Source organism: Streptomyces sp. NPDC007095, from assembly GCF_040634475.1.
Classification (GTDB): Bacteria; Actinomycetota; Actinomycetes; order Streptomycetales; family Streptomycetaceae; genus Streptomyces.
Genome location: NZ_JBEYFS010000001.1, coordinates 177543 through 191705, shown reverse-complemented (window position 1 = coordinate 191705; position 14163 = coordinate 177543). Strand labels below are relative to the sequence as shown.

The window sequence follows — 14163 nt, the reverse complement described above, 5'->3', positions numbered from 1 at the left end:
AGGTCATCGGTCCCCTCGCCCAGTCCGCCACCGCGATGCATATCTCCACCCGACTGCTTTTCTAAGGCGCGCGACCCCCGCCACGCAACCCGATCATCGTGACAGTGACCTCCCCCACGGCCGCACGCCGAAACGTACGCTGAAACACCTGTCCGCAGGATCTTCGCAGCCTCTGACACCATGGCCCGTGTGAGCTATCCGTACGGAGCCCCAGTTTCGCAGACACGCGAGGGCTGATGCCCGGTCGTCGCGTGATGGATGTGCCTCCGCGGCTTTTCGGTGGCCGGGATCTTCCGCTCGTGGCGGCCCACGGCCGCTGCCCTACGCTGAGGGGGTCACTAGCCCCCCCCGAGTCGGAGAAGTCGCAGGTCATGACCGAACTGCCCTATTCATATGAAGCCCCAGTCTCGCAGACTCTTTTCGACCGCGCGGCCCTCGTCACGCCCGGCGGCGTGAACTCTCCGGTGCGCGCGTTCCGCGCCGTGGGCGGTACGCCCCGCTTCATGGTGTCCGGAAACGGTCCATACCTGACCGATGCCGACGGGAGGGAATACGTCGACCTCGTGTGTTCATGGGGGCCGATGATCCTCGGGCACGCGCATCCCGACGTCATCGGCGCCGTCCAGGAGGCCGTCGCTCGCGGCACCTCCTTCGGCACTCCCGGTGAGGGCGAGGTCGCGCTAGCCGAGGAGATCGTCGCCCGCGTCGAGCCCGTCGAGCAGGTCCGGCTCGTCTCCAGCGGGACCGAGGCGACCATGTCCGCCATCCGGCTCGCCCGCGGGTTCACCCGGCGGTCGAAGGTGATCAAGTTCGCCGGGTGTTATCACGGGCATGTCGACTCGCTGCTGGCGTCGGCGGGGAGCGGGGTGGCGACCTTCGCGCTGCCCGACACCCCCGGTGTCACCGGCGCCCAGGCCGCCGACACGATCGTCCTGCCCTACAACGACCTCGAAGCCGTGAACGAGGCCTTCCACGCGCATCCCGGTGAGATCGCCTGTGTGATCACCGAGGCCTCGCCGGGCAATATGGGCGTCGTACCGCCCCGGCCCGGGTTCAACCAGGGACTCAAGGACGCCTGCGCGCGCAACGGCGCCCTGTTCATCTCCGACGAGGTCATGACCGGATTCCGGACCAGCAAGGCCGGTTGGTACGGGATCGACGGGGTACGTCCCGATCTCATGACCTTCGGGAAGGTCATGGGCGGAGGATTCCCCGCCGCCGCCTTCGGTGGCCGCAAGGACGTCATGGAGCACCTGGCTCCCGCGGGACCCGTCTACCAGGCGGGCACGCTCTCCGGTAACCCCGTCGCGACCGCCGCCGGGCTCGCCCAGCTGCGGCTGCTCGACGACGCCGCGTACGACAAGGTCGACGCCGTCTCCGAGCAGATCCGCGGGCTGGTCACGGAGGCGCTGAGCAAGGAGGGCGTGGCGCACCGGCTGCAGAACGCCTCCAACATGTTCTCGGTCTTCTTCACCGGGCGTGAGGTGCGCGACTACGAGGGCGCGAAGGCGCAGGAGTCCTTCCGGTTCACCGCGTTCTTCCACTCGATGCTGGCGCAGGGCGTCTATCTGCCCCCGTCGTCCTTCGAGTCGTGGTTCGTGTCCACGGCCCACGACGAGCGGGCCATTCAGCGGATCGCCGACGCCCTTCCGGCGGCGGCCCGGGCAGCGGCGGAGGCCACGGCATGAGCCAGGAACAGACGCAGGGTCAGATGCGGGATCAGACGCAGGGACGGAATCAGGACATCACCGTCGTGCATCTCATGCGGCACGGCGAGGTCGCCAACCCGGACGGGGTGCTCTACGGGCGGCTGCCCGGTTACCACCTGTCCGAGCTCGGGCGGCAGATGGCCGAGCGGGTCGCCGAGCACCTGGCGCCGCGGGACGTCACGCATGTCGTGGCCTCCCCGCTGGAGCGGGCGCAGGAGACCGCGACGCCCATCGCGAAGGCGCACGGTCTCGGCCTCGACGCCGACGGTCGGCTGATCGAGGCCGAGAACGTGTTCCAGGGGAAGACCTTCGGTGTGGGGGACGGGGCGCTGCGGCGGCCCGAGAACTGGAAGCACCTCGTCAACCCGTTCAAGCCGTCCTGGGGCGAGCCGTACGTCGAACAGGTCGTACGGATGATGGGGGCGCTGGACGCCGCCAAGGACGCGGCCCGCGGGCATGAAGCGGTGCTGGTCAGCCACCAGTTGCCGATCTGGATCGTGCGGTCCTTCGTGGAGAAGCGGCGGTTGTGGCACGACCCGCGCAAGCGGCAGTGCACGCTGGCGTCCCTGACGACCTTCACCTACCGCGGCGACAAGATCGTGTCCGTGGGGTACAGCGAGCCGGCCAGGGATCTCGTGCCCGTCCATCTCCTCGCGGGCGCCAAGCCGGTGAAGGGGAAGGGCAAGGCGTTCGGGGCGTAGAGCGCCCATTTCCGTACACCTTGGCGCAAAGTGTTCGTATACGTCGTTACCCGAGCTGTTCTTCGTAAAATATGATCAATGTTGCGCGTTCGAAGGAACCTATCTGCTTGTCGTGCCCTCTCATTGTGTGTCAGCTGGGAGCCAGCTGAGAGGGCGCGATGAGATGGGGACCGAATGCGGGACATCAGCCGGCGGGGAATGATCGGCCTCGGGGCGGGCGCCGCGGCGGCGATGGGACTCGCGGCGTGCGGCACCGACCAACAGGACGGTCAGGGCGGGCGTGGTGGTTCCCGGTCGGGCAAGCCCGGTCCGTCAGGCAAGCCCAGTGCCTCCTCGCACCCCGGCCGCCCGATAGGCGACGGCTCCACCTCCTTCACGGGCAAGCAGCCGAACCAGCCCGCGAAGCCGGTTCCTCTGGAGCCCGGCCAGACCCCTCCGCAGTTCGTGGTCTTCTCCTGGGACGGCGCGGGTGAGGTCGGGACCGGTCTCTTCTCCCGCTTCCTCCGGCTCGCCCGCGAGCACGAGGCGCACATGACCTTCTTCCTCTCCGGGCTGTACCTCCTGCCCGAGTCGAAGAAGCGCAAGTACCTGCCGCCGAACAACCCCCGGGGCGCCTCCGACATCGGCTATCTCTCCGACGACCACGTCAAGTCGACGCTCGGGCTCGTCCGGCAGGCCTGGCTCGACGGCCACGAGATAGGCACGCACTTCAACGGCCACTTCTGCTCCGGCCACGGCACCGTCGGCAACTGGACGCCGGCGCAGTGGCGCAGTGAGATCGACCAGGCCAAGTCCTTCGTCAAGGAGTGGCGGACCAACACGGGCTGGACCGACCTGCCCTCGCTGCCCTTCGACTACGAGAAGGAACTCGTCGGCGGGCGCACCCCCTGTCTGCTCGGCCAGAACAACCTGCTGCCCACCGCCAAGGAGCTCGGCTGGCGCTACGACGCCTCCTCGCCCGGCGGCCGCCAGGTCTGGCCGCAGAAGCGGCACGGCCTGTGGGACCTGCCCCTCCAGGCGATCCCCTTCCCGGGGCGCAGCTTCGAGGTGCTGTCCATGGACTACAACATGCTGGCCAACCAGTCGATCAACTCGACGAAGGCGCCCGCGCACAACTACCCGGCGTGGCGGCAGCAGGCGGGCGAGGCGTACGTCGCCGGATTCCGGCGGGCCTACGAGAGCAACCGGGCGCCCTTCTTCATCGGCAACCACTTCGAGCACTGGAACGGCGGCATCTACATGGACGCCGTCGAGTACGCCTTCAAGCACATAGCCCGGGAGAAGGAGAAGGGCGAGGACGTCCGCCTCGTCTCCTTCCGGCAGTACGTGGACTGGATGGACGTACAGAAGCCCGAGATCCTGGCCAAGCTGCGGACGTTGGACGTGGGACAGCGACCCGCGGGTGGCTGGAAGACGTTCCTCGGCGACACCGGCAAGGCGGCTGGTACGGGTTCGGGTACCAGCACCACTGCCGGTACTGGGACGGGTACTTCCAAGGGGTCCGGGGACGCCGCCTGAAATGGTGGTTTCCCCCCCGCAAGGGGGGTGCGGAAGATCCTCGAAACGGGCATGCGAAACTTTTCACATGAGTGCCGCCTGCCGCGCCGAACAGCGCTCGAACCGCACCCGTAGCCGTGCCGCCCTGCTCACCACCGGGGCCGCCGTCGCCGCGCTTGTCCTGTCCGCGTGCGGTTCGGGCGGGACGTCCGGGGGCTCGGGCAACAGCAACTTCGTGGCGGGCAAGGACGGCATCTCGACCGTCGCCAAGGGCTCCCGGGTCGAGGCCCCCGACCTCTCCGGCCCGACCGTGGACGGCAAGCAGCTCGACGTCAAGGACTACAAGGGCAAGGTCGTCGTCCTGAACGTGTGGGGCTCCTGGTGCCCGCCGTGCCGTGCCGAAGCCCCGAACTTCGCCAAGGTCGCCAAGGACACCGCGGCGCAGGGCGTGCAGTTCGTCGGCATCAACACCCGTGACGCCAACGTCAGTCTGGCCCAGGCCTTCGAGAAGCAGCACGGCGTCAACTTCCCCAGCCTCTACGACCCCACGGGCAAGCTGCTGCTCCGCTTCAAGAAGGGCACGCTGAACCTGCAGACGATCCCCTCGACGATCGTCATCGACCGGGACGGGAAGGTCGCGGCCCGTACGCTGCAGGCACTCAGCGAGGACAAGCTCCGCGAGATGCTCGACCCCGTTCTCGCGGAGAAGTGACCGACGTGTCCCTTCTCGCCGCGTCCACGAACCTCGCCGCGTCGTCCGACACCGTCGTCAGCGGTGCCCTGGTGCTCGCCCTGCCGATCGCCGTCCTCGGCGGGCTCGTCTCCTTCTTCTCGCCGTGCGTGCTGCCGCTCGTCCCCGGCTATCTGTCGTACGTGACCGGTGTCACCGGCACGGATCTGGCGGAGGCCAGACGGGGGCGGATGGTCGCGGGCGCCAGCCTGTTCGTGGTGGGCTTCACCGCCGTGTTCGTCTCCGGCGGGGCGCTGTTCGGCTACTTCGGGTCGACCCTCCAGGAGTACCAGAGCACGCTCAGCAAGATCCTCGGCGTGCTGATGATCGCGATGGGCGTGTTCTTCATGGGGATGATGCCCTGGCTCACGCAGCGCGAGTTCCGCTTCCACAAGCGGCCGGTGACCGGCCTGGTCGGCGCTCCGATACTCGGCGCGCTCTTCGGCATCGGCTGGACGCCCTGCCTGGGACCGACGCTCTCCTCCATCAATTTTCTCTCCATGAACCAGGCGAGCGCGGGCCGCGGCGCCATACTGACCGTCGCGTACTGCGTCGGCCTGGGAGTGCCCTTCGTCCTCGCGGCCGTCGCCTTCCGCAAGGCGCTCGGTGCCTTCGCCTGGGTCAAGCGGCACTACGTGTGGGTGATGCGGATCGGCGGCGGCATGATGATCGCGACCGGCCTGCTCCTGCTCACCGGTGCCTGGGACAGCATCGTGCAGCAGATGCAGACCTGGTCCAACGGCTTCACGGTAGGGATCTGATCGATGAGCACGACCGACACCGACACCGGCACGGGCAGGACGAAGGACCCGGCGGCCGCCAAGCGGCACATCGGGGTGAGCGCCGACGGTGAACTCGGCGAAGCCGGATCCCAGCTGTCCACCGCGCCGGTCGACACGGCCGTGCCCGGCTCCTTCGGCGGGTCCCGCGCGCCCGGCGCCCTGGGCTGGCTGACCTGGACCGGCCGTGAGGTCGTCGGCTGGGCCCGCTGGTTCTGGCGGCAGCTGACGTCGATGCGGGTCGCCCTGATCCTGCTCTTCCTGCTGTCGCTCGGGGCGATCCCCGGCTCGCTGATCCCGCAGTCCGGGACCGACGCCCAGAAGGTGGCGGACTTCAAGGACGCGCACAGCATCCTCGGCCCCGTCTACGACAAGCTCGGCCTGTTCCACGTCTACAGCTCGGTGTGGTTCTCCGCGATCTACATCCTGCTGTTCGTCTCGCTCATCGGCTGCATCGTCCCGCGCACCTGGCAGTTCGTCGGGCAGCTGCGCGGCCGTCCGCCGGGCGCCCCCAAGCGGCTGAACCGGCTGCCCGCGTACGCGACCTGGCGCACCGCGGCCGAGCCCGAGCAGGTCCGCGAGGCCGCCCTCGAGATCCTCAAGCGGCGACGCTTCCGGGCGCACATCGAGAAGGACGCCGTCGCCGCCGAGAAGGGCTACCTCCGCGAGACCGGCAACCTGCTCTTCCACATCGCGCTGATCGTGATGCTGGTCGCCTTCGCCTGGGGCCAGCTCTTCAAGTCCGAGGGCAACAAGCTGATCGTCGAGGGCGACGGGTTCTCCAACACGATCTCGCAGTACGACGACTTCAAGTCCGGCAACCTCTTCAGCACCGACGACCTCACGCCGTTCAGCTTCAACCTCAAGAAGTTCACGGGCACCTACGAGCGGACCGGCCCCAACAAGGGCACCCCCCGCACGTACCAGGCGGCCATCACCTACAGCGTCGGCGCGTACGGCAAGGAGAAGAAGACCACCGTCAAGGTCAACGAGCCGCTGAAGATCGGCGACTCGAAGGTCTATCTCACCGCCCACGGTTACGCGCCGGTCGTCACCGTCCGGGACGGCAAGGGCAACGTCGTCTACCACGACGCCGTGCCGATGCTGCCGCTCGACTCGAACGTCACCTCGCAGGGCGCGATCAAGGTCATGGACGGCTACAAGAACGCGCAGGGGACGACCGAACAGCTCGGTTTCTCCGCCTTCTTCGTGCCGACCTTCGCGGGTGCGGGCAAGGGCGACATGTTCTCCCAGTTCCCCGCGCTCGACTTCCCCGTGCTCGCGCTGTCCGGGTACCACGGCAGCCTGGGTGTCGACGCGGGCATTCCGCAGAACGTGTACCAGCTCGACACCTCGAAGATGAAGCAGTTCAAGGACGCGAAGGGCGACATCGTCAAGGCGCGCCTGCTGCCCGGCGAGACGATGAAGCTGCCGAACGGCGCCGGCTCCATCACCTTCGACAAGGGCATCAAGGAGTGGGCGAACTTCCAGGTCACCCAGCAGCCCGGCAGTGACTGGGCGCTGATCGGTGCCTTCACCGCGATCTTCGGTCTCGCCGGTTCGCTCTTCATCCAGCGCCGCCGCGTGTGGGTGCGGGCGACCACCGGGGCCGACGGCGTCACCGTCGTCGAGATGGCGGGCCTCGGCCGCAGCGAGTCCGCGAAACTCCCCGAAGAACTGGGGGACCTGGCCGCCCTCGTCCACGAACAGGCGCCCACCAAGCCCGACACAGACGAAGCCGCAGTCGAAACCGACCCCGACGCCGAACCCTCCGTACCTGCCGCCGAAGGGGCTGAGAAGTGACTCTCGCCACCGCAACCGACCTGGGTGCCGTGACCGATCTGGCCACGGCCACCAACGAACACCTCGCCAACATCAGCAACACGCTGATCTACTCCGCGATGGCCGTCTACACCCTGGCCTTCTTCGCGTACATCGCCGAGTGGATCTTCGGCAGCCGCAGCAAGGTGGCCCGTACGGCCGCCGCGCTCACCACCGCCGAGAAGGCGAAAGCCCCCGCGGTCACCGTGCAGTCGGCGGGCGGTACGGCCGTCCTGGAGCGGCCGAAGGTCGTCACCCGGTCGGCGGCGGGCGCCCGTGACGTGCCCGACGGGCCCGGCGCACACGGCGGGGACGCGCAGGGCGACCTCTACGGCCGGATCGCGGTGTCCCTCACCGTGCTCGCCTGGGCCGTCGAGGCGGCCGGTGTCGTCGCCCGCGCGCTGTCGGTGCAGCGGGCGCCGTGGGGCAACATGTACGAGTTCAGCGTCACCTTCTCCACGGTCGCCGTCACCGTCTACCTGGCGATGCTCGCGCTGAAGAAGAACATCCGCTGGCTGGGCCTGCCCCTGGTCACCACCGTCCTCCTCGACCTCGGCCTCGCGGTCACGGTGCTCTACACGGCGAGCGACCAGCTGGTGCCCGCGCTCCACTCGTACTGGCTGTACATCCACGTCTCGACCGCGATCCTCTGTGGCGCCGTGTTCTACGTGGGCGCGGTCGGCACCCTGATGTACCTCTTCAAGGACTCGTACGAGAACAAGCTCGCCACCGGCGGCCGGCCGGGCCGCTTCGCCACCTCCGTCATGGAGCGGCTGCCCTCCTCGGCCTCCCTCGACAAGTTCTCCTACCGCGTCAACGCCGCCGTCTTCCCGCTGTGGACCTTCACGATCATCGCGGGCGCCATCTGGGCGGGCGACGCGTGGGGCCGCTACTGGGGCTGGGACCCGAAGGAGACCTGGGCGTTCATCACCTGGGTCGCCTACGCCTGCTACCTCCACGCCCGCGCCACGGCCGGCTGGAAGGGCCGCAAGGCCGCGTACATCGCCCTGATCGCCTTCGCCTGCTTCCTCTTCAACTACTACGGAGTCAACATCTTCGTCTCCGGCAAGCACTCCTACGCGGGCGTCTAGCCTTCGGCGCGTGCGGAACGGCCTCTCCCGGGCCACGCTGGTGTCATGACCCGAGCCATCGAAGAGGGCGCCACCGAGACCCGGGAGGACGGCACCCGCGTCCTGCACTACCTGCTGCACCTTCCCCAGCCTGTGGAGAACGTCTGGGCGGCGGTGGCCACCCCGGAAGGACTACGGGGATGGCTGGCCGCCGCCGAGGTGTTCGAGCCGCGACTCGGCGGCGCGGTCACGCTCCGCGGGATCGGCAGCGGCCGGATCACGGCGTGGGACGTCGAGCGGATCGCCGAGTACACGGTCGAGGGGCGGGGCCGCATCCGCTTCCACCTGGAACCGACCCGCCCCACAGGCACGACGGTCCGCTTCACCCACGAGAGCGCCGAGAGCGAGAACCCGGGCTGGCCCCGGCGCTTCGAAAGATTGGTCGCCCACTTGGCAAGCGCCCCGGACAGGAGCGCCCCTTAGGGGCGCGGGGCTGTGACATTGTGCGGCTCCGCCGGGTGGGCGCGACCAGCCATGAACGACCCGCAGGCACGCTCCCGCCGACCCCCGACGGCGCCCCCCGTCAAGCCGGCGGCAGACACTCCGTCGGCGGCTTCCCTTCAGGCCACGCGATCTTCACAAAGCGAGCCCGGGACTCGGGCGTCAGCTGCACGATCGGCACCGCCTTGTCGTACGGATTGCCGTGGGCGTCCAGACAGATCCACCCGCTCGCCCCGTTCACCCGCAGCTCCTTGCCCTTGACCTGCGGCCACTGGAGCCCGACGTCCGCGAGGGCCGGGATCTTCCCCGTCGGCGACGCCCCGCGGATGCCGCGCACGGCGAGCCGCATGGCGTCGTACGCGATGATCAGCTGGCCGTCGTCCAGGGCGATCGGCCCGAGGGGCCCGACCGGCTCCTTGCCCGCACTCCCCAGAAGCGACTGCAGCACCTTCGCGTCGGCCGCGCTGCCGCCCGTCTTCGCGGTGTCCGTGAGCCAGGCGTCCGGGTGGGCCAGGGACGTGTAGCGGACGGTCAGCAGCGGGTCCTTGAGGGCGGCCGGGTCGAGGTCCTTGTCCCCGGCGAGGTAGGAGCCCTCGTCGCCGGTGAGCACGGTGAACCGGCGGTCGTGGCAGCCGCGCTGGCCCAGCATGTTGATGAACTGCCGCAGCTGGGTGTGGCGCCCCGCGAACAGGATGGTGTTCGTGGTGGTCGGCGTGTTGCAGAGGATGTTGGTGATCTGCATGAAGACGTTGGAGGTGCTGCCCTCCTTGCTGCGGTCCGCGGGCGGCGTGAACGGCTGGGCCTCGTAGCGCGAGCCCTTGAGCATCTTCTCGAAGGACGCCTGGAGCGTGCGCGTGTAGGGGTCGCCGGTGCGGTCGTAGACGAGGAAGGCGTTGGCGGCGGAGACCTTGGCGAAGGAGGCGAGGGCGCGTGCCTCGTCGGTGTTGGTGGGGGAGACCCGGGCGAGCCCGGGGAACGGGTCCTTGCCGTCCTGCCCGTTGGCCAGGTCGTCGGCGGTGATCGAACTGCCTATCACCGGGATGCCCCGGCTGGTCAGCTCCTTGACGGCCTTCTTGTTGTTGTCGGTGCTCAGGCCGACCCCGGTCACCGCGCGCAGCCGGTCGGAGCCTCCCGTCATGCCTGCCAGCTGGTCGACCGTGTGCTGCCAGTAGGTACCGGTGGAGCCGGGGTTGGCCAGCACCAGGCGGATCTTCGGCTTCAGGCCGGTGGTGTCGTGATTGGCCTGGTACTGGGCCAGATAGGCGCCCTGGAGCTCGTGCAGCACATCGCCCAGGTTGTCGGCGTCGGTGGCGGTGAAGGGTTCGAGGAGCGCGACGGTGACGTAACTGCCGGGCGTCAGACGGGTGTTCTCGCGGTGGATGGCCCGTACGGTGTCGGCGAACTGCGGACGCCCGAAGTCGTACGTCGTCCACGAGACGCCCACGCACTCGTCGCTGCCCTTCGGCTGGACGACGCCGGGCGCGCAGGAGCGGTTCTCCTTGGTGGCCGTCATGCCGCCCCAGACGCCGAGGCCCGCCAGTACTGCCGCGAGGGCCAGCGCGGCATATCTGCGGAAACGAATCTCCCAGACGTCCTCGCGCAGCCAGGTCCACAAGCGCGCCATCACAGGTCCCCGTTCCCGTTCTCGTCGTCGTCACCAGGGATGCGCAGGGGGCGGCCGGCGAGGGCGTCCGACGGCCACTCCCGCGAGGCCCGCCACAGCAGCGGGTTGCCCGCGGGCCGCAGGTTCGACAGCTGCTCCAGCTCGAAACGGAGCCGGTCGGACACCTTCGGATCCGGCAGCACCAGCGGATCGGTCAGCTGCCAGACCGCGTGCAGCAGCCGTCGTACCCGCAGATGCAGTACGGCGTCCACGCTGTCCGGCGGCTGCTGGGCGGCGTCGGTGCGGCCGAGCGCGACGGCCGCCCGGTCGTCGTGACCGCCGTGGCCGCCGAAGTCGCGGCCGTCCGGGTCGTGTGCGTGGTAGTAGGGCGCGGACGCGATGAAGACGAGCGAGGACAGCCAGGACCCGGTGTCGGTGCGCGGGAAGGTGTCGCGCAGGTGCGCCACCGCGAAGTCGGCCTTGCCGAGGGCGAGTTCGTGGTGCAGTCGACAGCGCGCGCGCTCCGGCTGGTCCCCGTCGCCGTAGTGGTCGATGAGGGTGCGGTGCACGGACCGCCAGCGTGCGTGGTCGGGGTCGCCGTGGTGCAGCCGCAGCAGGAGCAGCGCGCGCAGGAACGGATCGCCCACGAACTGCCCGGCGGCGCTCGTCCAGCCCTCCTCCGTGAGCCGCTCCTCCAGTGCGAGGACCCCCGACGCGCCGAAGTCGTCGGAGAGCTGGACCTCCGCGAGCGCGCAGGCCGAGTCGCGGTCGTGGGCCGCGGCGAGCACGGTCAGTTCGTCGAGCCGGCCACCGGGTACGAGCCGGTCGAGCAGCTCCTGATAGGTGGGCCGGCCGTCGTTGTCCTCGTGGACGGCGACGTCGGAGGTGAGCAACTCGCCCAGGGACTTGGCTCCTTGGGGCAGGTTCTGGCGGGCGGATTCCGCGAGGAGGGTGACGCCGAGCGGGCTGCCGCCGGACAAGCGGTGAGTGGCGTACGGGAGTTGAGGCGGGATGGCGAGCCCCCGCGAGACGCCGCCGACGAGGTGCAGGGTGTCGTCCGGGGTCAGCGGCGGCAGCGCGACGAGCAGCGCCCGCGAGGACGGCGAGGTGCCCGGCTCCCAGCCGGTGTGCCGGGCGACCTCGGGGAGGGTGCGGCGGCTCGCGTTGCGCAGCGCTCCATGGCTGTAGCCGCGCAGGGCGGCGAAGAAGACGACGTGGTCGGCGATGCCGTCGGCGCGGTCGCGCAGCACCGGTTCCAACAGGCCGAGGCCCGCTCGTTCCTGCACGTTGTCGATCAGCACGAGCGGGCGGCCCAGCCGGTGCGAGCGCTGCATGACCCCCGCGTACGCGTCGTCGAGGTCGGCCAGCAGGGCCCGTACGAGATAGCGCTCGGCGTGGGTGCGGGAGTCGCCGCCCGCGCGGAAGTGCGAGGAGAGCAGGATCAGGCCGAGCTTGGCATTGCCGCCCGCGTTCGGATAGTCGCGGTACCAGGTGGCGGCCCTGCGCAGCCGGCGGGGAGCGGGGCCGATCCCTTCGGCGAACGCCTCCAGGGTGGCTTCGATGATCGGCGCGATCACGGGACCCGTACCACTGAGCGAGGCGATGAGTTTGGAGACGACCTTGCTCACCCAGCGGCCCGCGAACCCCGAGAGCCATGAGCCGGTCTCGTTCAGCAGCAGGATCCGCTCCGCCTCCTGCCGGATGCGGGGCACGTCACGGTCGCTCCAGCCGCCCGCAGCGACGGCCAGCAGCCCGGACGTCAGGCGCGGAAAACCGATCCGCCCGGCGCCGGTCACCGGCTCCGCGAGCTGCTCGGCGATGGTGGTGAGCGCCTGTCCCACCGGCGACCAGGACTCCGCGGGCCGCTCGGCGGGCGGCCCGGCGAACTGCCGTTCCTCGCCGTCGACCAGCGCGACCGGCGTGTGGCCGCGATACGCGTCGCGCAGCTCCCGCAGTACGGCGCTCTTGCCGAGCCCCCGCCCGCCCGCGAACACCACGAAGGGCAGTTCCTTCGGGTGTTCGTACGGGGACGAGCGCAGCTGGTACGGGCGCAGGCCGACGAGCCGTGGTGCAAGACCGGGCGGATCGGTGTCGAACAACGCTCCGCGTCCGTGCAGCCCTCTGTGCACCGCATCTCCCCCTGGCGCGGTCCGGTCCTGCTCTGTGCTGCTGTGAGGTCTATCAACACCAGTGTAAAAAGGGGGAGTTGGTTCGGACTAGGGCGCGGGATGTCCGTTTGGTTACGAAAATTGTCCGCGCCCTTTCACCCGTCTACCCCACGGTGATCGAATCCAGCTTTTCGCGCAGATAAACATGGGAGTCGACCGGCGGATACGCGACGCGGCCCACCGGCGCGGGCACCGACTCCACCACGGTCCCCGGCGTGCACTCGCCGAAGTAGACCAGCGACATCAGCTCCTCGGCCGGCGCGTCGGCGGGCGGGGGCAGCACACGGTGCCGGCCCGAGCGCCACCGGTCACCCGTCCAACGGGCCATCAGGTCACCGATGTTGATCGTGAACGCCGCCGGGTCGAAGGGCGCGTCCTCCCAGCCGCCCTCGTCCGTGTAGACCTGCAGCCCGCCCTTGCCGGCCTGCCGGTCGAGGATGGTGACGGTGCCGAAATCGGTGTGGGGGCCGATACGGAACTGGCCGGGCTCCGGCTCGCCGACGACCTCCGTTCCCGGGTACCAGTTGATGTTGAAGCCGTATGTCGGGTGGTCCATGTGCCGGGTGAAGAAGTCCGGCTCCAGTCCCAGGGCCTCACCCAGGAGGGCCAGCAGGTGGTTCTCCAGTTCGCCCATCCCCGTCAGGTACTCCTCGCAGAGCTTTTGCAGCTCGGGGGCCTCGGCGGGCCAGACGTTGGGCGCGTACCACTCCGCGTTGGTCTCCGGGTCCTCGAAGGGCTCGTGCGTCGCGAAGGTCAGCGACTCCTTGAGGTCGGGGGGCGTCTGAGTACCTTCCGAATAACCGTTGGCCTCGGCACCCGGGCCGAGCCAGCCGCGCCCGCCGACCTGGACGGCGTACGGCTGCTTGACCTCCGCGGGGAGGGCGAAGAAGGCGCGGGCGGCCTCGCGGATGCGGGTGCGGAGGGCCGGGTCCACACCGTGTCCGGTGACGAGGAGGAAACCGGCGCTCTGGAGGGCTTCGTCGACGGTGCGGGCGATGCGGGTACGGGCGTCGGGGTCGCCGTCCAGCCAGGGCCGCAGGTCGACGGTCGGGATGCGGGGGGTACGGGGGCTGCTACTCACCGATGTCCTCGTTCCACAGGGCCGGGTTGTCCTTGATGAAGTCACGCATCAGCGCGGTGCACTCGGGGTCGTCCAGGAGCACGATCTCCACGCCGTGCTCGGCCAGCCAGTCGTGGCCGCCGTGGAAGGTCTCCGCCTCGCCCACCACGACCCGCGAGATGCCGAACTGGCGCACCAGGCCGGAGCAGTACCAGCACGGCGACAGGGTCGTCACCATGGTCGTACCGCGGTACGAACGCTGGCGTCCCGCAGCGCGGAACGCCGAGGTCTCCGCGTGCATGGACGGGTCGCCGTCCTGGACCCGCCGGTTGTGTCCGCGGCCCAGAAGCATGCCGTCCGCGCCGTACAGCGCGGCGCCGATGGGGATGCCGCCCTCCGCCAGCCCGGCGCGGGCCTCCGCGACGGCGGTCGACAGCCACACCCGTGCCCGTTCCTGATCAATGTGCTCCATGACTCCACTCTCCTGTGGCCGAAACACGAGGGCAACGTGCGGAAAGTACTCT

At 69.5% G+C, this 14163-nt stretch carries 12 protein-coding genes; 8 read left to right on the top strand and 4 right to left on the bottom strand.

Translation table 11 applies throughout. The features are described 5' to 3' along the window. The first annotated feature begins 371 nt into the window (after window positions 1-371). The 8 genes from hemL to ABZ656_RS00925 all read left to right on the top strand — a co-directional run bounded on the left by hemL (window position 372) and on the right by ABZ656_RS00925 (window position 8790). Entirely contained in the window at window positions 372-1688 is a 1317-nt protein-coding gene (gene hemL / locus ABZ656_RS00960; RefSeq protein WP_101400004.1) for a glutamate-1-semialdehyde 2,1-aminomutase, read from the top strand. Beyond that, window positions 1685-2410, top strand: coding sequence for a histidine phosphatase family protein (locus ABZ656_RS00955; protein ID WP_360263148.1), 726 nt, complete (start codon window positions 1685-1687; stop codon window positions 2408-2410). The genes hemL and ABZ656_RS00955 overlap by 4 nt, the downstream gene beginning before the upstream one ends. Window positions 2411-2584: 174 nt before the next feature. Further along, entirely contained in the window at window positions 2585-3928 is a 1344-nt protein-coding gene (locus ABZ656_RS00950; protein ID WP_101400005.1) for a hypothetical protein, read from the top strand. A 67-nt stretch (window positions 3929-3995) separates the two neighbouring features. Then, window positions 3996-4619 (top strand): TlpA disulfide reductase family protein, encoded by a 624-nt coding sequence (locus tag ABZ656_RS00945; protein ID WP_101400006.1) that lies wholly within the window; start codon window positions 3996-3998, stop codon window positions 4617-4619. A 5-nt stretch (window positions 4620-4624) separates the two neighbouring features. After that, window positions 4625-5398: a cytochrome c biogenesis protein CcdA gene (locus ABZ656_RS00940; protein WP_360263293.1), complete on the top strand. Its 774-nt coding sequence runs from the start codon at window positions 4625-4627 to the stop codon at window positions 5396-5398. 3 nt (window positions 5399-5401) lie between these two features. Next, window positions 5402-7219: a cytochrome c biogenesis protein ResB gene (locus ABZ656_RS00935; protein WP_360263144.1), complete on the top strand. Its 1818-nt coding sequence runs from the start codon at window positions 5402-5404 to the stop codon at window positions 7217-7219. Continuing rightward, a complete protein-coding gene (ccsB, locus tag ABZ656_RS00930; RefSeq protein ID WP_360263142.1) occupies window positions 7216-8328 on the top strand; it encodes a c-type cytochrome biogenesis protein CcsB in 1113 nt (370 codons plus the stop codon). The genes ABZ656_RS00935 and ccsB overlap by 4 nt, the downstream gene beginning before the upstream one ends. Window positions 8329-8373: 45 nt before the next feature. After that, complete coding sequence (locus tag ABZ656_RS00925; protein WP_101400008.1) at window positions 8374-8790, top strand: SRPBCC domain-containing protein; 417 nt, start codon at window positions 8374-8376, stop codon at window positions 8788-8790. Between the two features lie 100 nt (window positions 8791-8890). Here ABZ656_RS00925 and ABZ656_RS00920 read toward each other — a convergent pair whose 3' ends face one another. From ABZ656_RS00920 to ABZ656_RS00905, 4 genes are all read right to left on the bottom strand, one after another. After that, a complete protein-coding gene (locus ABZ656_RS00920) occupies window positions 8891-10432 on the bottom strand; it encodes an ABC transporter substrate-binding protein (RefSeq protein ID WP_101400009.1) in 1542 nt (513 codons plus the stop codon). Further along, window positions 10432-12540 (bottom strand): hypothetical protein, encoded by a 2109-nt coding sequence (locus tag ABZ656_RS00915; protein WP_360263137.1) that lies wholly within the window; start codon window positions 12538-12540, stop codon window positions 10432-10434. The genes ABZ656_RS00920 and ABZ656_RS00915 overlap by 1 nt, the downstream gene beginning before the upstream one ends. A 142-nt stretch (window positions 12541-12682) precedes the next feature. Beyond that, window positions 12683-13660, bottom strand: coding sequence for a 2-oxoglutarate and iron-dependent oxygenase domain-containing protein (locus ABZ656_RS00910; RefSeq protein WP_360263134.1), 978 nt, complete (start codon window positions 13658-13660; stop codon window positions 12683-12685). Continuing rightward, the gene (locus ABZ656_RS00905; protein WP_101400012.1) at window positions 13653-14111 is read right to left on the bottom strand and encodes a nucleoside deaminase; all 459 of its coding nucleotides are present in this window, start codon (window positions 14109-14111) and stop codon (window positions 13653-13655) included. Before ABZ656_RS00905 ends, ABZ656_RS00910 begins: the two co-directional genes overlap by 8 nt. Between the last annotated feature and the right edge of the window lie 52 nt (window positions 14112-14163).